The sequence below is a fragment of the Nocardia abscessus NBRC 100374 genome (assembly GCF_000308455.1).
Classification (GTDB): domain Bacteria; phylum Actinomycetota; class Actinomycetes; order Mycobacteriales; family Mycobacteriaceae; genus Nocardia; species Nocardia abscessus.
This window is the reverse complement of sequence record NZ_BAFP01000047.1, coordinates 34973-51609: the sequence shown is the minus strand read 5'-3', so window position 1 is coordinate 51609 and position 16637 is coordinate 34973. Positions and strand designations below refer to the sequence as shown.

Genomic DNA, 16637 nt, shown 5'->3' with positions numbered 1-16637 from the left:
AGCCCGAGACATGGTGGCACCGACCGAAAAGGATCGCTCTGATGGTGTACTCCGCCTTCAACCGGAAACCGGCCGCCACCGATGCCGGAACGTCACCCGCGCCGGAGATTCCGGCCGATCTCCCGGACGCCGGGCCGGCCCGCTGGTGGCGCACCCGCCTGCGCGCCCCGCGTGCCGCCGACACCTTCGGCAGCGGCCGGGTACACGCCGTCGCACCCGTTCGCGCCGAGCGGGACCGCCGTGTCGTCCGGTCCTCGCGTGGCGTATCCGCCGCGCTGTGGCAGGAAGCGTTGTTCCTGGCGCCCGACGTCGCCGGTGCGGGGACGCATCCGGCGCTGCGGCGGCAGATCGACGCGGAGGGCACGGCCTGATGGCGCACCCCGGCTTCTTCCTCGCCGTCGAAGCGGCGGGCACCGGCGCGCACCCCGCCTCCTGGCGGCGTGCCGACTCCCGCGCCGAGGACCTGTTCACCGGGCGGTACTGGGTCGAGCTGATCGTCGCGGCCGAACAGGCCGGCCTCGACGCGGTCTTCCTGCCCGGCTCGTTCGGTGTTCGGCCCGGCGGCAGGCTCGACGCGGTCGCGATCGCCGCCCGTGTCGCCGCCGCCACCCATCGCATCGGCCTGATTCCGCAGGCGCCGGTCACCCACACCGAACCGTTCCACCTGGCGAAGGCGATCCAGAGCTTGGATTTCGCCACGCTCGGCCGGGCGGGCTGGGAGGTCACCGTCTCCGAAGGGGACGAGCAGGTGCGGGCGTTCGGGCGCAAACCGGCGCAGGACGCGGCGTCGCTGTGGCACGAGGCCGACGAGGCGATCGAGGTCGTCACCCGGCTGTGGGACAGCTGGGAGGACGACGCGGAGATCCGCGACGCACCGACCGGCCGCTTCATCGACCGGGACAAACTGCACTACATCGACTTCACCGGCGACAACTTCGCGGTGAAGGGCCCCTCCATCACCCCGCGCTCGCCACAGGGCCAGCCGATCGTCGCCGTGCGCGCTGACGGCGCCGCCGCGACCGAGATCGCGTTGCACCGCGCCGACCTGATCCGGATCGGCGCGCGGGACCTCGACGCGGCGCGAGCGCGGCGCACCGAGTTGCGTTCGGCGCTGGCCGATGTGGGGCGCGACCCCGACAGCGTGCACATCCTGCTGGATCTCGACGTCCATCTGGCCGACTCGGCGAATGCGGCGGTCACCGAACTGCGCGCTCTGGACAGCTGGGCCGCCCCGGTCGCCGCCGCGCCGACGGCGCTCCGCCACATCGGCACCACCGAGACACTGCGCGAGTTGCTCGCTGCCGTGGACAGCGCCGAGGCCGCCGACGGTGTGGTCCTGCGCCCCCTCGCGCTCCCCGCGGTCGTGCGCCTGCTGCCAACACTCGACCGGAAACCGCAGTCCAGCGGCATCTTACGCGATCGTCTCGGCCTGGCTCGCCCGGCGAGCCGCTACGCCGCCAGCACGGAAGGCACGCCGTCGTGACCGACAAGCCCCGCAAGCCCGTCCACCTCGCCGCCCACTTCCCCGGGGTGAACAACACCACCGTCTGGAGCGATCCCGAGTCGGGCAGCCAGATCGATTTCGCGTCGTTCGAGCATCTGGCGCGGACCGCCGAGCGCGGCCTGTTCGACTTCTTCTTCCTCGCCGAAGGGCTGCGGCTGCGCGAACATCGCGACCGCATCCACGATCTGGACGTCGTTGGCAGGCCGGACACCTTCACCGTGCTCAACGCGCTGGCCGGGGTGACCGAGAAGCTCGGGCTGGCGGGCACCATCAACAGCACCTACAACGAACCGTTCGAACTGGCCGAGCAATTCGCCTCGCTCGACCACCTCTCCGGTGGACGCGCCGCCTGGAACGTCGTGACCTCCTCCGACGCGTTCACCGGCGCGAACTTCCGGCGCGGCGGCTATCTCGAGCACGGTCAGCGCTACCACCGCGCGGCCGAGACCGTCGCGGTCGCCCGGGCGCTGTGGGACAGCTGGGCCGAGGACTCCTTGGTCATCGACCGGGAAGCGGGCGTATTCGCCCGCGAAATCCCCGAAACCCGCTATCGCGGAACCCAGTTCGACATCGCCGCCGGATTCGAGCTGCCGCCGAGTCCGCAAGGCCATCCGGTGCTGTTGCAGGCGGGCGACTCCGACGACGGCCGGGAATTCGGCGCGGCCACAGCCGACGCGATCTTCACCGGCCACGGCGCCCTGGAAGACGGGCAGCGTTTCTACGCCGACTTGAAGGGCCGCCTGGCCAAGTACGGCCGCACTCCCGACGAGCTGAAGATCTTCCCCGCCGCCACGTTCGTCCTCGGCGACACCGAGGCCGAGGCACAGGAACGCGCCCGGCACATCCGCCTGCAACAGGTCGGCCCGCAGACCGCGATCGCCTTCCTCGAGCAGGTCTGGGGCCGGGACCTCTCCGGCTACGACCCGGACGGTCCGCTGCCCGACATCGAGCCCACCGACAATGTCGAGATCACCCGCGGTCGCGTACGCCACGCCAAGGATCCCCGCGCGGTCGCCGCGGCCTGGCGGGTCAAGGCGGAGGCCGAAAAGCTCAACATCCGGGAGCTGATCATCGAGGTCACCGCGCGCCGGCAGTTCGTCGGCACGCCCGCGTCGGTCGCCGAGCGGATCGACACCTACGTGCAGTCCGACGCCGCCGACGGCTTCATCCTCGTCCCGCACCTCACCCCGCACGGGCTGGACGAATTCGTCGACCGGGTCGTCCCGGAACTTCAGGAACGCGGCAGCTTCCGCACCGAGTACACCGGCACAACCCTGCGCGACCACCTCGGCCTGCGCCACCCGCACCGTCGCACCACCGCCCACGAAGGAGCCAAAGCGTCATGACCACCAGTATCACCAGCGTTTTCGAGACCGAATGGGCGCACTGGCACCAGGCGCGCGAAGACCAACTGCGCGACCCGCTCGGCTTTCTCAGCCTGACCGCGCTGCACTGGCTCACCGACAGCCCCGAGCGGCTGCCGGACGTGCCCGGCACCTGGTGGGTCACCGACGGCAAGGTGTTCATCACCGCACAACCGGCCGACCGGCTGCACTTCGACGGACTGGACATCGCGGGCGTGCAGATCGTCACACCCGTCGAAGGCGCGCCCGGCCTGCACGTGTCGCACGAGCGGCGGGTGCTCGAGGTGATCCGCCGCACCGGCCGCCACGCCGTGCGGGTGCACGACCCGGCCGCGCCCGCCTTGCTCACCTTCGACGGCATCCCGGCCTACCAGCCCGATCCGCGCTGGGTGCGCTCCGGGCGGTTCACCCCGTTCGAAACCCCGCAGACCGTGATCACCGGCGCTGTCGTCGAGGGCCTCGAGCACCACCACAGCGCAGCGGGCACCATCGAATTCCGCATCGGCGAGGTGACCGAACGCCTAGTCGCGTTCGGCGACCGGGACGACCTGCGGGTGCTGTTCACCGACGCGACGAGCGGTGTGACGACCTACCCGGCGGCGCGTTCGCTGACCGTCGGCGCGCCGGGCCCGGACGGCACGGTGGTGCTGGACTTCAACCGGGCGGCGAATCTGCCGTGCGCCTTCACCGATTTCGCGACCTGCCCGGTCGCGCCCGCGCAGAACCGGCTGCGCGTGGCCGTCGAGGCGGGCGAACAGGATCCACGGCAGGGACGTGCGGCATGACCGTCCCGGTATCGATCCTGGACCTGTCCCCCATCAGCGCGGGCTCGACCGCGCAGCAGGCGCTGCGCAACACCGTCGATCTGGCCCGGCACGCCGAACAGTGGGGCTACCACCGGTACTGGCTGGCCGAACACCACTTCGTCTCGGTGGCCAGCTCCTCCTCGATCACCCTGATCGGGTTGGTCGCGGCGGCCACCCAGCGCATCCGGGTGGGTTCGGCGGCGGTGCAGGCGGGGCATCACACCTCGGCCTCGATCGTGGAAGCGTTCGGCACGATCGACGCGCTGTACCCCGGGCGGCTCGACCTGGGTCTGGGCCGGTCGGGTCATCGGCGCAGTCAGTTCGGGGCGGAAACCGCGCGGACCGAAGGCGGAAAGCCGGTGATCGACACGGTGACCGGGCGCACCGAGATCCGTGACGGCGTGGTGGTTCCGCCGCCGTTCGACCCGGGCCGCATCCTGGACCGGTCCAAATTCCTCGCCTCCGTGGGCGCGTTGCAGCAGCGCGGCGCGCAGCCGCTGGACTTCGCCGAGCAGGTCGATGAGGTGCGCGCCCTGCTGGAGGGCACCTTCGTCAGCGCGGAAGGCGTCGCGCTGCACGCGGTTCCGGGTGAGGGCGCGCAGGTGCGGCTGTGGCTGTTCGGCAGCACCGCGGGTGCGAGCGCCGAACTGGCCGGGCGGCTCGGGCTGCCCTTCGCCGCGGCCTATCACGTCTCACCGGGCACCGCGCTGGACGCGATCGCGGCGTATCGCAAAGCGTTCCGCCCGTCCGCCGAGCTGGCCGAGCCGTACGTGGTGATCTCCGCCGACGTGGTCGTGGCCGACAACGACGCGACCGCGCAGCGGCTGGCGGCGAGCTACGGCCACTGGGTCTACAGCATCCGCAGCGGCGCCGGCGCCGCCGACTATCTCGACCCCGCGACCGTCGCCCCGCTCACCGCCGAGCAGCGGCGCCTGGTCGACGATCGCCTGGCCACCCAGTTCGTGGGTTCGCCGGGCACCGTCGTGGAGCGGCTCGCCGCGCTGCGACGGGTCTCCGGCGCTGACGAACTGCTGGTGACCTCGATCACCCATCGGCACGCCGACCGCCTGGAATCGCATCGGCTGCTCGCCGATGCTTGGGGCCTGCGCGCCGCCCGCGCGGCCTGATCCGGCTCCCGGCCGGCGCGACCGCGTGCGCACCGGCCGGAGCCTCGGCGCGCGGGCCGATGCGTCGCGCCGACGACGCCGCCGCGGTGATCGTCGGATCGGTTCGAGCACGCCGTCCCCGGATGGTCGCCGTCCACGGTGGGGTGCGCTCAGGCGCTGACCGGCGCGGCCCTGACGCCGTAACCGAGGTTGGTCAGCACCTCGCTGGTCGCCTTGGCGAAATTGAGCGTGATGAAGTGCAGGCAGGGCGCGCCCTCGTCGATCAGCCGCTGCGCGATCTCGGTGGCGATCTCGATGCCGGCGGCGCGCACCGCCGCGGCGTTCTCCTCGCGCCCGTCGCCCGCCGCCGTGCGCAGCCGCCGCAGCACGGAGGCGGGCAGCGGCCTGCCGCACAGTTCCTCGGCGCGCTGCACCGTGCGCAGCGACGTGATCGGCATCAGCTCCGGAATGATCGGCTTGGCGCCCTCGATCGGGTCCAGTGCCACGAGCCGATCGCGCAGGCGCAGGTAGTGCTCGACGTCGAAGAACATCTGGGTGATCGAATACTCCGCGCCCGCACGCAGTTTCGCGGCAAGGAACGCGGTGTCGGTCGCCAGGTCCGGCGAGCGGTGGTGGCCCTGCGGGAACGAGGCGACGCCGACGTGGAAATCACCGAGGTCGCGCACGATGCGCACCAGTTCCTCGGCATAGGAGACGCCCTCGGGGTGCCTGTGCCACTCGCCGAGCGGGTCGCCGGGCGGGTCGCCGCGCAGGACCAGGATGTTGCGGATGCCGCAGTCGGCGTACGCGCCGACCAGCGAGCGCAGCTCGGCGACGCTGTGGTCCACCGCGGTCAGGTGCGCGACGGGCAGCAGCGTGGTCTCCTGCGCGAGCTCTCCGGTCACGCGGACGGTGCGGTCGCGAGTGGAACCACCCGCGCCGTAGGTCATCGACACGAAGGCGGGGTGCATGCGCTCGAACTGCCGCACGGCGCGCCACAGCCGCGCCTCGGCGGCGGCGTCACGGGGCGGATTGAACTCCACGGAGAACGGCACCGCGCGCCCCGTGTGGGCCCGCAGACTCTGTACGACCGAAGGTGTTCCAGAGACGTTCGGGTGCGTCCGGGACGGCCGGCCAGGGGTCGAGCTTCCCCGCACGTTGTCGAAAGTCACCGGTTCAGTGTAGAGGTGGCCGGTGGCGGCCCCGCGGGGTCGCTCGGACACCCCGCGTATTCTTCGCATCGGGCGACCCGTTCGCCACGCCGGGCGACACGCGCGACCGTTTCCGCTCGGCCCCGAATCACCCGCAGCGCCCGGGCACCCTCCGCGACCCCGTGCGTCCATCATCCGCACGACCTTGGAGGCTCCTCTGTCCGCCGGAACCGGGACTCAGACGCCGCGCCCCGCCGTGCCCCAGCCGGGCACCCCCGCCTTCGTCACCGCCGTGGAAGACGCCCTGACCGGGTTCTTCGCCACCCGCCACCCGACGACCGAGCGCCTCGGTCCGGTCTTCGTCGAGGCCACGGACGCGCTGGAACAGTTCGTCCTACGCGGCGGCAAACGCACCAGGCCCGCGTTCGCGTGGACCGGGTGGCTCGGCGCGGGCGGCGATCCGCACGCGCCCGAAGCCGCCGCGGTGCTCACCGCCTGTTCCGCGCTCGAGCTCGTCCAGGCGTGCGCGCTGATCCACGACGACATCATCGATTCCTCCCGCACCCGCCGCCGCTTCCCCACCGTGCACGTCGACTTCGAGCAGCGCCACCGCGACCGCGGGTGGGCGGGCGACTCGGCGCACTTCGGCGCCAGCGTGGCCATCCTGATCGGCGATCTGGCGCTGTCCTGGGCCGACGACATGGTGCACGCGTCCGGTCTGGCGCCCGCGGCCGTCGCCCGGTTCGCGCCGGTGTGGGCCGACATGCGCACCGAGGTGCTCGGCGGCCAGCTGCTCGACGTCAACGGCGAGGCGGGCGGCGACGAGTCGGTGGAGGCAGCGTTGCGGATCAACCGCTACAAGACCGCCGCCTACACCGTCGAACGCCCGCTGCATCTCGGCGCCGCCATCGCCGCCGCCGATCAAGGGCTGATCGGCGCCTACCGCACGTTCGGCACCGCCATCGGCATCGCCTTCCAGCTGCGCGACGACCTGTTGGGTGTGTTCGGCGACCCGGCGGTGACCGGCAAGCCCTCCGGCGACGACCTGCGAGAAGGTAAGCGCACCGTGCTGCTGGCCGAGGCGCTGCGCCGCGCCGACGAGTCCGATCCGGCCGCGGCCGCGCTGCTGCGCGGGAGTATCGGCACCGACCTGAGCGGCGAGCAGGTACAGCGGCTGCGCGCACTGCTGGTCGAACTCGGGGCGGTCGACGAAGTGGAACGCCGGATCACCGAACTCACCGACAGCGGGCTGGCCGCCGTCGAAGCCAGCTCGGCGACGGCCGTGGCCAAGGAACGGCTGCGCGCGATGGCCCTGGCCGCGACCAAGCGGGCGGCGTGAGAGCGATGGTCAGCGCCGCGACACAGAGAGGAACCGGATGAGAACCGTTGCGGGGCCGACCGATCGCGTTGTCGTCGTCGGCGCGGGTCTGGCCGGACTGTCGGCCGCCCTGTATCTCACCGGCGCCGGTCACACGGTCACGGTGCTCGAGCGGGCCGACCACCCCGGCGGCCGGGTCGGACGCTACCGCGGCCGGGACTACGCCATCGATTCCGGCGCCACCGTGCTCACCCTGCCCGAGCTGATCACCGACGCGCTCGCCGCCGTCGGCCGCACGCCGGAGACCTGCCTGCCCCCGCTGCGCATCCACCGGCTGGCGCCCGGCTATCACGCGCGATTCGCCGACGGCGCCGAGATCAGGGTGTTCGCCGATCCGGACGCGATGGCCGCGGAGGTCGAGCGGACCTGCGGACCGGCCGAAGCACGCGGATACCGGCGCCTGCGCGCGTGGCTGGCACGGGTCTACGCGGCCGAGTTCACCGAGTTCATGGACACCAACTTCGATTCGCCGCTGGATCTGGTGCGCCTCCGGGAAAAGCGCCGCGCGCTGGTCGATTTGGCGCGGCTCGGCGGCTTCGGCAGGCTCGGCCCGCAGGTGCGCAAGTTCCTGCGGGATCCGCGCCTGGCGCGGCTGTTCACCTTCCAGGCGCTCTACGCGGGTATGCCGCCCGCTCGGGCGCTCGCGGTCTACGGCGCGATCCCGCACATGGACACCTCACTCGGCGTCTACTTCCCCGAGGGCGGCATGCGGGCGATCGCCGCGGCGCTGGCGCATGCGTTCACCGAGGCGGGCGGCACGCTGGAACTGAACGCCGAAGTGACCGGGATCGACTATGCGGGCCGGCGGGCTCGGCGCGCCCGCACCGCCGACGGGCGTTCGTTCGACTGCGACGCGCTCGTGCTCACCGCCGACCTCGGGTCGCTCGACCGCTTCGGCGTGCGACCCCGGCGCGGGCTGCGCGCCTCGCCGTCCGCGGTCGTCGCGCACGGCACCGTCCCCGCCGCGGTCGCGGCACGCTGGCCCGTGCAGGCGCATCACACCATCGAGTTCGGCCAGGCCTGGGACCAGACGTTCACCGAGATCACCGCCCGCCGCGGCCGCGGCAAGTTGATGAGCGACCCCTCCCTCCTGCTGACCCGGCCCGCCCTGACCGATTCCGACCTGTTCATTACCCGCGACGGCGAACGATACGAACCGTTCTCGGTGCTCGCGCCCTGCCCGAATCTGTCGGCGGCGCCACTGGACTGGCCGCGGCTCGGACCCGCCTACCTCCGCGAGCTGCTCACCGTGCTGGAAGCGCGCGGCTATCGGGGCATCGCCGAGCACTTCGCCGTCGACCGGCTCGACACGCCGCAAACGTGGTTCGACCACGGCATGCTGGCCGGCACACCGTTCTCCGCGGCCCACCTTTTCCGGCAAACCGGTCCGTTTCGACCGAGCAATTTCCCGCGTTCGAGCGACAACGTGGTTATCGCCGGTTGCGGCACCACTCCTGGCGTCGGCGTGCCGACCGCGCTGTTATCCGGAAAACTGGCGGCAAACCGCATAGCGGGCGAGTTCGGGCGTGCTTCGCGTGGAACCCCCCGCACCAGCCGGATAGTGTTCGAAGCGACGCCGTAAACTAAGCGCCGACCTATTCGCTCGCGGTTGCGACCGCCGACCACTCGGGGGGACCGACACCAGATGGCATCCCCCGAAACGCGCACCGCAGAGGCCGCCTCCACCGGTGTCACCGACCACTCGTCGCCCGCCTCCGCACGCCGCGATTCGGCCACCCCCCGTGGCGCCCTGTGGTGGATGCGCGCCTCCGCCGACTTCGCCAGAAGCCCGGAGGGTCACGCCGCCCTGCTCGGTTTCTTCGGCGCGATCATGATCACGTTCGGCGGGTTCGGCGCGGGCAGCGTCCGCAAGCGGGACCCGCTGCTCGAGGCCATGCACCTGTCCTGGCTGCGCTTCGGGCACGGCTACGCGCTGTCCACGATCTGCATCTGGATCGGCGTGCTGCTCATGATCACCGCCTGGGTCCGGCTCGGGCGCGCCACGATCGGCACGGGCGACCGGACCGGCGCGGAAGTGACGCTCAACGAGCTGCGCGCCATCGTCGGCATCTGGATCGCGCCGCTGCTGTTCGCCGTGCCGATGTTCAGCCGCGACGCCTACTCCTACCTCGCCCAGGGCGCGCTGCTGCGCGACGGTTTCGACCCCTACCAGGTCGGGCCGGTGGCGAATCCCGGTGTGCTGCTGGACAACGTGAGTCCGGTGTGGACCACGACCACCGCGCCCTACGGCCCGGTCTTCCTGCTGCTCGGACGTGCCATCACCGCCGTGACCGGCGACAACGTGGTGGCGGGCACCATCGCGATGCGGCTGGTCATGCTGCCCGGCCTCGCGCTGATGATGTGGGCGGTGCCGTATCTGACCAAGCACCTCGGCGGCAAGCCCACCGTGGCGCTGTGGCTGGCGGTGCTCAACCCGCTGGTGCTGATCCACCTGATCGGCGGCGTGCACAACGAGATGCTGATGGTCGGCCTGATGTGCGCGGGCATCGCACTGGTGCTGGAACGCCATCACGTGGCCGGCATCGTGGTCGTCGCGATCGGCGTGGCCATCAAGGCGACCGCGGGCGTGGCGCTGCCGTTCCTGGTGTGGATCTGGATGCTGCACGAACGCGAACGCCGCGCCGCACAGCGGGTCGGGCGCGATCCGGCGCATCTGCCCGCCAGCGAGCAACCAGGCGACGCCGCGGAGCCGACCGAGGACATGCCGCATCCGGCGCTGATGTTCGCCAAGATCGCGGGGCTCGGCCTGAGCGTGTTCGCCGTCGTCTTCGTCGCCGCCTCGGCCATCGCCGGGGTCGGCATCGGCTGGCTGACCGCGCTGTCCGGGTCGAAGAAGATCATCAACTGGCTGTCGCTGCCGACCGGGATGGCGCACGCGATCACCTGGGTCACCCCGCTGCGGCTGGAATCGGTGCTCGAGGTGACCCGCGCGATGTGCGCGCTGGCCCTGGTCGCGGTGCTGGCCTGGACCTGGTGGCGATTCCGGCACAGCGAGCGCGAAGCGGTGCTGGGCATCCTGATCGCGTTCGTCGCGATCGTCATCCTCTCGCCCGCCGCACTGCCCTGGTACTACTCCTGGCCGCTCGCGCTGGCCGCCGGATTCGCGCTGTCCACCACGACGCTGATGGGCCTGGTCGGCGTGTGTACCTGGCTCATGCTGGTCTTCCAGCCGGACGGTTCGATCGGCCTGTACAACTTCTGGCACGTCGTCGCGGCCACCTTCGCCGCGGTGGTGGCGGCGCTGTCGCTGCGCACGGTGGACCCACTGCGCCTGCGCGCCGCGCCGCCGAGCAACGTCGCGGTCACCTCCGGCGACGCCGCCGCTTCGCCCGCCACTCCATGACCGAAGGCCTTCTACCGGGTTCCGCCCTGCTCCCGCTCGCCTACCGCGAGTGCAGGCAGATCGCCGCCACCCACGGCCGAACCTATTTTCTGGCCACCCGGCTGCTGTCGGCCGAGCGCCGCCCCGCGGTGCACGCCCTCTACGCGTTCGCGCGAATGGTGGACGACGTCGTGGACCGTGCGGGCCGACCCGCGGCGCACGAGGATCCGGCAGCGGAACTGGACCTGATCGAGCGGGACCTGCGCGCCGCGCTCGGATCGGGCCCCAGCGAGACGGGCACTTCGATCAGTGCTCCGCTCCCTTCTGGCACGGATACCGAGCACGGCCGGGCGTGGGAAGCCGACCAACGGCCGCGCACGCTCGTCCTGGCCGCCGTCACCCACACCATCCACCGCTACGGCATTGCCGCACAGCACTTCTGGACGTTCCTGGATTCCATGCGCATGGACGCGCCGGGTGCGCCGGGCTTCCGGAACCGCTACGCGACCATGGCCGAGTTGCGCGAATACATGCGCGGCTCCGCGGCCGCGATCGGATTGCAACTGCTCCCGGTGCTCGGCACGGTCGTCCCGGTGGAGGAGGCCGAGCCGTCCGCCGCCGCGCTCGGCGAGGCGTTCCAGCTGACCAACTTCCTGCGCGATGTCGCCGAGGACCTCGACCGCGACCGGATCTACCTGCCCGCCGACGCCCTCACCGCGTTCGGCGTCGACCACGACCTGCTGCGCGAGTGCCACCGCACCGGACGCACCGATCCGCGCGTGCGCCGTGCCCTCGCCCACCTCATCGCGGTCAACCGCGATCTCTACCGCCGCGCCGAACCCGGCATCGACCTGCTCGAATCCCGAGTGCGCCCCGCCATCCGCACCGCGGCCACCCTCTACGCCGACATCCTGCGCCACATCGAACGCAGCGACTACGCCGTCTTCGACCACCGCGCCGCAGTCCCCCGCCACCACCGTCTCCGCATAGCCGCCACCGAATTCACCACCGCCACCCTCCGCAACCGACTCCCCCGCCTCTCCGCGCCTTAGACCAGGCCGCACCTATCTGTCCGCCGCGCCCAGCAACTCCTCTGGCACCGCCGCCCACCCGCGACAAAGGAGCAAGCGGCGAACATCCGCCCCACCGCCACATCAACGGCAAACTTTCAGGCGACACGGCCCCACCGCACGCAACCACACCAGCCCAACCACCGGTCTCCAACAAAGCGAGACCGAACATGCGCCCGTTCGCGAAGCCACTAAGGGACCGCGAACACCCAGCGCCGCCGACGCTGAACCCAACACAGCCCGGCTCACGTCCGAGCGGCCACCGCGCAAGCGACAAAGGAGCGGGCGGCGAACACTCGCCCTACCGCCACATCAACGGCGATCCTTTCAGGCGTCGCGGCCCACACCGCACGCAACCACACCGGCCCAACCACCGGTCTCGAGCGAAGCGAGACCTAGCATGTTCCGTGCGTGCCCCAAACGGACCGCGACACCCCGCGCCGCAAGAGCCGGAAACCCACACAGCCCGGCTCACGTCCAAGCGGCGACGCACAAGTGACAAAGGAGCGGGCGGCGAACACTCGCCCTACCGCCACATCAACGGCGATCCTTTCAGGCGTCACGGCCCACACCGCACGCAACCACACCGGCCCAACCACCGGTCTCGAGCGAAGCGAGACCTAGCATTGCCCGTTCGCAGGCGCTAAAAACCAACACCGCCCAGCTCGCGCCCGACCGGCCGCCGCGTATGCGACGAAGGAACAAGCCGCGAACACTCGACCACCCGCAACGGCAAACCTTCGGACGACACGGTCCCCGCAGCACGCAACCACACCAGCTCAACCACCGGTTTCGAGCGAAGCGAGACCTAGCATGTTCCGTTCGCGCCCGCGCGGCCAAAGATTCAGAACGGATCCGCGGCCGCCCGGCGCAGGACTTCGCGGGCCAAGGGACCGTGCAGGGCGTCGACGGGTTTGCCGGGGAGGCTCTCGTCTTCGGTGAAGATCCATTCCAGGATCTCCTCGTCGGTGTACTTCGCGTCGCGCATCACGGTGATCAGGCCGGGCAGGTGTTTCACGACCGCGCCGGTGTCGTCGAAGAAACGCTCCGGGACGCCCGCCACACCGTCTCTGCGGACGGCGATCAGTTGATGGTCACGCAGCATCTGATGGACCCGGGTCACCACCAGCCCGAGCCGGTCGGCCACCTCCGGCAGCGGCACCAAGGTCACCGACTGCGGAACGACGTCGTCACTGCAGGGAAATGCACTCACGCGGATAACGGTAGACGGTGCCGCGCCGCACGTCGTGAGACACCCGGGGTGGTGGGAGTCGATACCATCGTGGGGGCCGCACCCAGCGGCGAACATTGTGAAAGCCGGAGGACTTCTCTTGATCGGCCAGATGCTGGAAGGGCGCTATCGGATCGATGCGCCGATCGCCCGCGGCGGAATGTCGATGGTCTTCCGCGGGGTGGACACCCGCCTGGACCGGCCGGTCGCCATCAAGGTGATGGATCCGAAGTTCGCCGGCGATCCGCAGTTCCTGTCCCGGTTCGAGTTCGAGGCGCGCGCGGTCGCCAAACTCAAGCATCCGTCGCTGGTCGCGGTGTACGACCAGGGCGTCGACGGTGACCACCCGTTCCTGATCATGGAGCTGGTCGAGGGCGGCACACTGCGCGAGTTGCTGCGCGAACGCGGCCCGATGCCGCCGCACGCGGTGCGCGCCGTCGCCGAGCCGGTGCTCGCGGCGATCGGCGTCGCGCATTCGGCGGGTCTGGTGCATCGCGACATCAAGCCGGAGAACGTGCTGATCTCCGACGCGGGCGAGGTGAAGATCGCCGATTTCGGGTTGGTGCGCGCGGTGGCCGCGGCGAACACCACGTCGGCGAGCGTCATCCTCGGCACCGCCGCTTATCTGTCGCCCGAGCAGGTCACCAGCGGCTCCGCCGACGCACGCAGCGACGTCTACTCCTTCGGCTTGCTGATCTTCGAATTGCTCACCGGCCGGGTTCCGTTCACCGGCGACACTTCGATCTCGGTGGCCTATCAGCGCATCGAGAACGACGTGCCGAGCCCGAGCGGATTCATCTCCGGGGTGCCGCCGGAGTTCGACGAACTGGTCGCCAAGGCGACCGCACGCGAGCCGGCGCATCGGTTCGCGGACGCGAACGAGATGGCCGCCGCGCTGCGCCAGATCGGCGTCGCGCTGCAACTGCCCTCCTACCGGGTGCCCGCGCCGCAGGAGTCCGCCGAACATCTCAGCGCCGGCTACCGAACCGTCCAGCCGGATCACGACGACCGGCCGGAGTTCGCCGGGGCGTCGGCCCACGAGCCTCCGGCAGCGCAGCCGGTGCAGCACACCAGAGTGGTCACCGCCCAGCGGCCCCGGCTCGACTACCCGCCGGACGCCTACGATCGTCCGCCGCAACCGGTGCGCCAAGCCCACCCCGCGTCGCCGTACCCGCCCTATGCCGACGAACTCAACCGGTCCCGGCGCACGGTCTGGCTGTGGGTGGCCATCGTCGCGATTCTCACGTTGGTGGTCGGTATCGGTGGCTGGTGGCTGGGTGTGGGCCGCTACACGGCCGTGCCGCCGATCGCCGGGCTGGACACCGACAAGGCGGTCACCACCCTGCAGAACGCCGGGTTCGAGACCGAGATCCGGCAGAAGGCGTCGGACACGATCCCGGTCGGTGGCGTGGTCGGCAGCGACCCGTCGGCCGGATCCAAGATCACCCAGGGCTCCACGGTCGCCGTCCTGGTCTCCAACGGCAAGCCCAAGGTGCCGGACGTCAAAGCGGGTGATCAGACGTCGAAGGTCAATCAGTTGATCCGGGACAACGGCTTGCAACCGGTCGACGCCGGGGAGGAGTCGAGCTCAGCGCCCAAGGGAACGGTGGCACGGGTGGAGCCGAGGCCGGGGACGGTGCTGCCGCTCGGCGCGCAGGTGAAGGTGTACCGCAGCAAGGGGTCGAAGCCGGTGAAGATCCCGGACGTGCGCGGCAAATCGACCGCCGAGGCCACCAAGATCCTCACCGACGCCGGAATCGCGATTCGCGAGACCACGACTCAGTTCGACCGCGCCGTCGAAGCGGACAAGGCGATCGGCACCCAGCCGGCCGCGGGCGCCACCATCCAGTCCGGCGACGGCGTCGTCCTGCTGGTGTCCAATGCCCTGCAGATGCCCGATGTACGCGGGTGGACCGTCGGCAACGCCCGCACCAAGCTGGAAAGCCTCGGCTTGCAAGTCGAGGTGAAACAGTTGGCCAAGTCGGACAGCTCGCTGGTGGTCTCGCAGACCCCGGCCATCGGAGTCAACCTCGAAGCTGGCGACACGGTCACGATCGTCGCGCTGCCCTAGCGGGTCTCGTACCGGCACCGGGCGCAGAAGCGCCCGGTCCGTTGCTCAGCGCAGCATCTCGGCGACGAGGAACGCCAGCTCCAGCGACTGCTGAGTGTTCAGCCGGGGGTCGCAGGCGGTCTCGTACCGGCCGGACAGATCCAGGTCGGAGATGTCCTGGGCGCCGCCGAGGCATTCGGTGACGTCCTCGCCGGTGAGCTCGATGTGCATGCCGCCCGGGTGCGTGCCCAGCGCGTGGTGCACCTCGAAGAAGCCTTGCACTTCGTCGACGATGCGGTCGAAGTGACGGGTCTTGAAGCCGGTGGACGCTTCGTGCGTGTTGCCGTGCATCGGGTCGCACTGCCAGATCACCTGGTGACCGGTGGCCTGCACCTTCTCGATGATGGGCGGCAGCACGTCGCGCACCTTGCTGTGGCCCATGCGGGACACGATGGTCAACCGGCCCGGCTCGTTGTTCGGATCCAGCCGCTCCACGTACTCCACGGCCTGCTCGGGCGTGGTGGACGGGCCGATCTTCAGGCCGATCGGGTTGGCGAGCAGTTCCGCGAACGCGATGTGCGCGCCGTCGAGCTGGCGGGTGCGCTCGCCGATCCAGAGGAAGTGCGCGGACAGGTCGTAGAGCACCGGCTCGCCGATGGCGTTCTCGCTCAGCCGCAGCATGGCACGCTCGTAGTCCAGTACCAGCGCCTCGTGGCTGGCGTAGATCCGGGCGGATTTCAGGCTCGGGTCGTTGACCCGGCAGGCGGTCATGAACGCCAGGCCGCGGTCGATCTCCTCGGCCAGTGCTTCGTAGCGCGCGCCCGCGGGCGACTTCGCCACGAAGTCACGATTCCAGTCGTGCACCTTGTGCAGGTCGGCCATGCCCGCGCCGGTGAGCGCGCGCACGAGGTTCATCGCGGCGCTCGCGTTGGCGTAGGCCCGCACCAGGCGCGACGGGTCGTGCTCGCGCAGCGCCGCGTCGGCGGCCAGCGCGTTCACCATGTCGCCGCGGTAGGACTTCAACCCGAGCGAGTCGACGTCCGAGGAGCGCGGTTTCGCGTACTGACCGGCGATCCGCGCGACCTTCACCACCGGCATACTCGCGCCGTAGGTGAGCACGACCGCCATCTGCAGGAGGGTGCGGATGTTGCCGCGAATGTGCGGCTCGGTGTTGTCGGCGAACGTCTCCGCGCAGTCGCCGCCCTGCATGAGGAACGCCTCGCCACGGGCGACCTCGGCCAGCTGCTCGCGCAGCTCCTCCACTTCGGCGGGCACGCAGATCGGCGGCACGCTCTCCAGCACAGTGCGCATTTTGGCCGCCTGCTCCGGATCCCAGGACGGCTGCTGCAGCGCGGGTCGCGCCAGCGCGTCGTCCAGCCGCCTGCGCAGTTCTGCGGGCAGCGGCGGCAGTTCCGGCAGGCGATCGATGGGTACGTCGACGGTCCAGTTCACGTATTTCAGAATACGTACCGCTACCCCTGCGGGGATAGCCGGTAGCAGTGCCGGAGCACCGCACCAAGGTGGCGGAAATCTCCACCACATGGGCCCTTGCACACGCGGCGCCGCCCGTCACCATAGGGTTGCCAGGAACCCGTACCTGCCACAACGGCACCGGAAGCCGAGGAGAGACCGAT

The 16637-nt window shown here is 70.7% G+C and carries 13 protein-coding genes; 10 read left to right on the top strand and 3 right to left on the bottom strand.

From position 1 onward, the window contains the following. The first annotated feature begins 41 nt into the window (after nt 1–41). From ON19_RS09805 to ON19_RS09785, 5 genes are read left to right on the top strand one after another with little or no spacing between them, the layout of a single operon-like run. On the top strand, nt 42–371 hold the full coding sequence (locus tag ON19_RS09805) for a hypothetical protein (RefSeq protein ID WP_157229642.1): 330 nt from the start codon (nt 42–44) through the stop codon (nt 369–371). Next, nucleotides 371–1483, top strand: a complete 1113-nt coding sequence (locus tag ON19_RS09800; RefSeq protein ID WP_043689289.1) for an LLM class flavin-dependent oxidoreductase — start codon at nt 371–373, stop codon at nt 1481–1483. Before ON19_RS09805 ends, ON19_RS09800 begins: the two co-directional genes overlap by 1 nt. After that, the gene (locus ON19_RS09795; RefSeq protein WP_043689288.1) at nt 1480–2850 is read left to right on the top strand and encodes an NtaA/DmoA family FMN-dependent monooxygenase; all 1371 of its coding nucleotides are present in this window, start codon (nt 1480–1482) and stop codon (nt 2848–2850) included. The genes ON19_RS09800 and ON19_RS09795 overlap by 4 nt, the downstream gene beginning before the upstream one ends. Beyond that, on the top strand, nt 2847–3653 hold the full coding sequence (locus ON19_RS09790) for a DUF1684 domain-containing protein (RefSeq protein WP_043689287.1): 807 nt from the start codon (nt 2847–2849) through the stop codon (nt 3651–3653). The genes ON19_RS09795 and ON19_RS09790 overlap by 4 nt, the downstream gene beginning before the upstream one ends. Continuing rightward, entirely contained in the window at nt 3650–4801 is a 1152-nt protein-coding gene (locus ON19_RS09785) for an LLM class flavin-dependent oxidoreductase (RefSeq protein WP_043689286.1), read from the top strand. Before ON19_RS09790 ends, ON19_RS09785 begins: the two co-directional genes overlap by 4 nt. 149 nt (nt 4802–4950) lie before the next feature. Here ON19_RS09785 and ON19_RS09780 read toward each other — a convergent pair whose 3' ends face one another. Continuing rightward, nucleotides 4951–5952: a methylenetetrahydrofolate reductase gene (locus ON19_RS09780; RefSeq protein WP_043689348.1), complete on the bottom strand. Its 1002-nt coding sequence runs from the start codon at nt 5950–5952 to the stop codon at nt 4951–4953. A 184-nt stretch (nt 5953–6136) separates the two neighbouring features. Between ON19_RS09780 and ON19_RS09775 the strand changes: the two genes are divergently transcribed. The 4 genes from ON19_RS09775 (at nt 6137) to ON19_RS09760 (ending at nt 11704) form a co-directional block, all read left to right on the top strand. Continuing rightward, the gene (locus ON19_RS09775; protein WP_043689283.1) at nt 6137–7270 is read left to right on the top strand and encodes a polyprenyl synthetase family protein; all 1134 of its coding nucleotides are present in this window, start codon (nt 6137–6139) and stop codon (nt 7268–7270) included. A 37-nt stretch (nt 7271–7307) separates the two neighbouring features. Continuing rightward, nucleotides 7308–8891 (top strand): phytoene desaturase family protein, encoded by a 1584-nt coding sequence (gene crtI / locus ON19_RS09770; protein ID WP_043689282.1) that lies wholly within the window; start codon nt 7308–7310, stop codon nt 8889–8891. A 63-nt stretch (nt 8892–8954) separates the two neighbouring features. Beyond that, the gene (locus ON19_RS09765) at nt 8955–10673 is read left to right on the top strand and encodes an alpha-(1->6)-mannopyranosyltransferase A (RefSeq protein ID WP_083899257.1); all 1719 of its coding nucleotides are present in this window, start codon (nt 8955–8957) and stop codon (nt 10671–10673) included. After that, nucleotides 10670–11704: a phytoene/squalene synthase family protein gene (locus ON19_RS09760; protein WP_051168688.1), complete on the top strand. Its 1035-nt coding sequence runs from the start codon at nt 10670–10672 to the stop codon at nt 11702–11704. Before ON19_RS09765 ends, ON19_RS09760 begins: the two co-directional genes overlap by 4 nt. A gap of 862 nt (nt 11705–12566) precedes the next feature. Here ON19_RS09760 and ON19_RS09755 read toward each other — a convergent pair. After that, a complete protein-coding gene (locus tag ON19_RS09755) occupies nt 12567–12935 on the bottom strand; it encodes an Rv2175c family DNA-binding protein (RefSeq protein ID WP_043689281.1) in 369 nt (122 codons plus the stop codon). 118 nt (nt 12936–13053) lie between these two features. Between ON19_RS09755 and pknB the strand changes: the two genes are divergently transcribed. Beyond that, nucleotides 13054–15024 carry a Stk1 family PASTA domain-containing Ser/Thr kinase gene (gene pknB, locus ON19_RS09750; protein WP_043689342.1) on the top strand — a complete coding sequence of 657 codons (1971 nt, stop codon included), beginning with the start codon at nt 13054–13056 and terminating at the stop codon, nt 15022–15024. Nucleotides 15025–15069: 45 nt separating this feature from the next. Here the strand turns inward: pknB and ON19_RS09745 are convergent, their stop codons facing one another. After that, nucleotides 15070–16455 carry a class II 3-deoxy-7-phosphoheptulonate synthase gene (locus ON19_RS09745; protein WP_043689279.1) on the bottom strand — a complete coding sequence of 462 codons (1386 nt, stop codon included), beginning with the start codon at nt 16453–16455 and terminating at the stop codon, nt 15070–15072. Nucleotides 16456–16637 lie beyond the last annotated feature (182 nt).

Bases quoted from the DNA above. Each gene is read 5' to 3' on its own strand.
- ON19_RS09765 (WP_083899257.1), top strand. From the start codon at position 8,955: ATGGCATCCCCCGAAACGCGCACCGCAGAGGCCGCCTCCACCGGTGTC.
- crtI (WP_043689282.1), top strand. From the start codon at position 7,308: ATGAGAACCGTTGCGGGGCCGACCGATCGCGTTGTCGTCGTCGGCGCG.
- ON19_RS09785 (WP_043689286.1), top strand. From the start codon at position 3,650: ATGACCGTCCCGGTATCGATCCTGGACCTGTCCCCCATCAGCGCGGGC.
- ON19_RS09760 (WP_051168688.1), top strand. From the start codon at position 10,670: ATGACCGAAGGCCTTCTACCGGGTTCCGCCCTGCTCCCGCTCGCCTAC.
- ON19_RS09790 (WP_043689287.1), top strand. From the start codon at position 2,847: ATGACCACCAGTATCACCAGCGTTTTCGAGACCGAATGGGCGCACTGG.
- ON19_RS09800 (WP_043689289.1), top strand. From the start codon at position 371: ATGGCGCACCCCGGCTTCTTCCTCGCCGTCGAAGCGGCGGGCACCGGC.
- ON19_RS09805 (WP_157229642.1), top strand. From the start codon at position 42: ATGGTGTACTCCGCCTTCAACCGGAAACCGGCCGCCACCGATGCCGGA.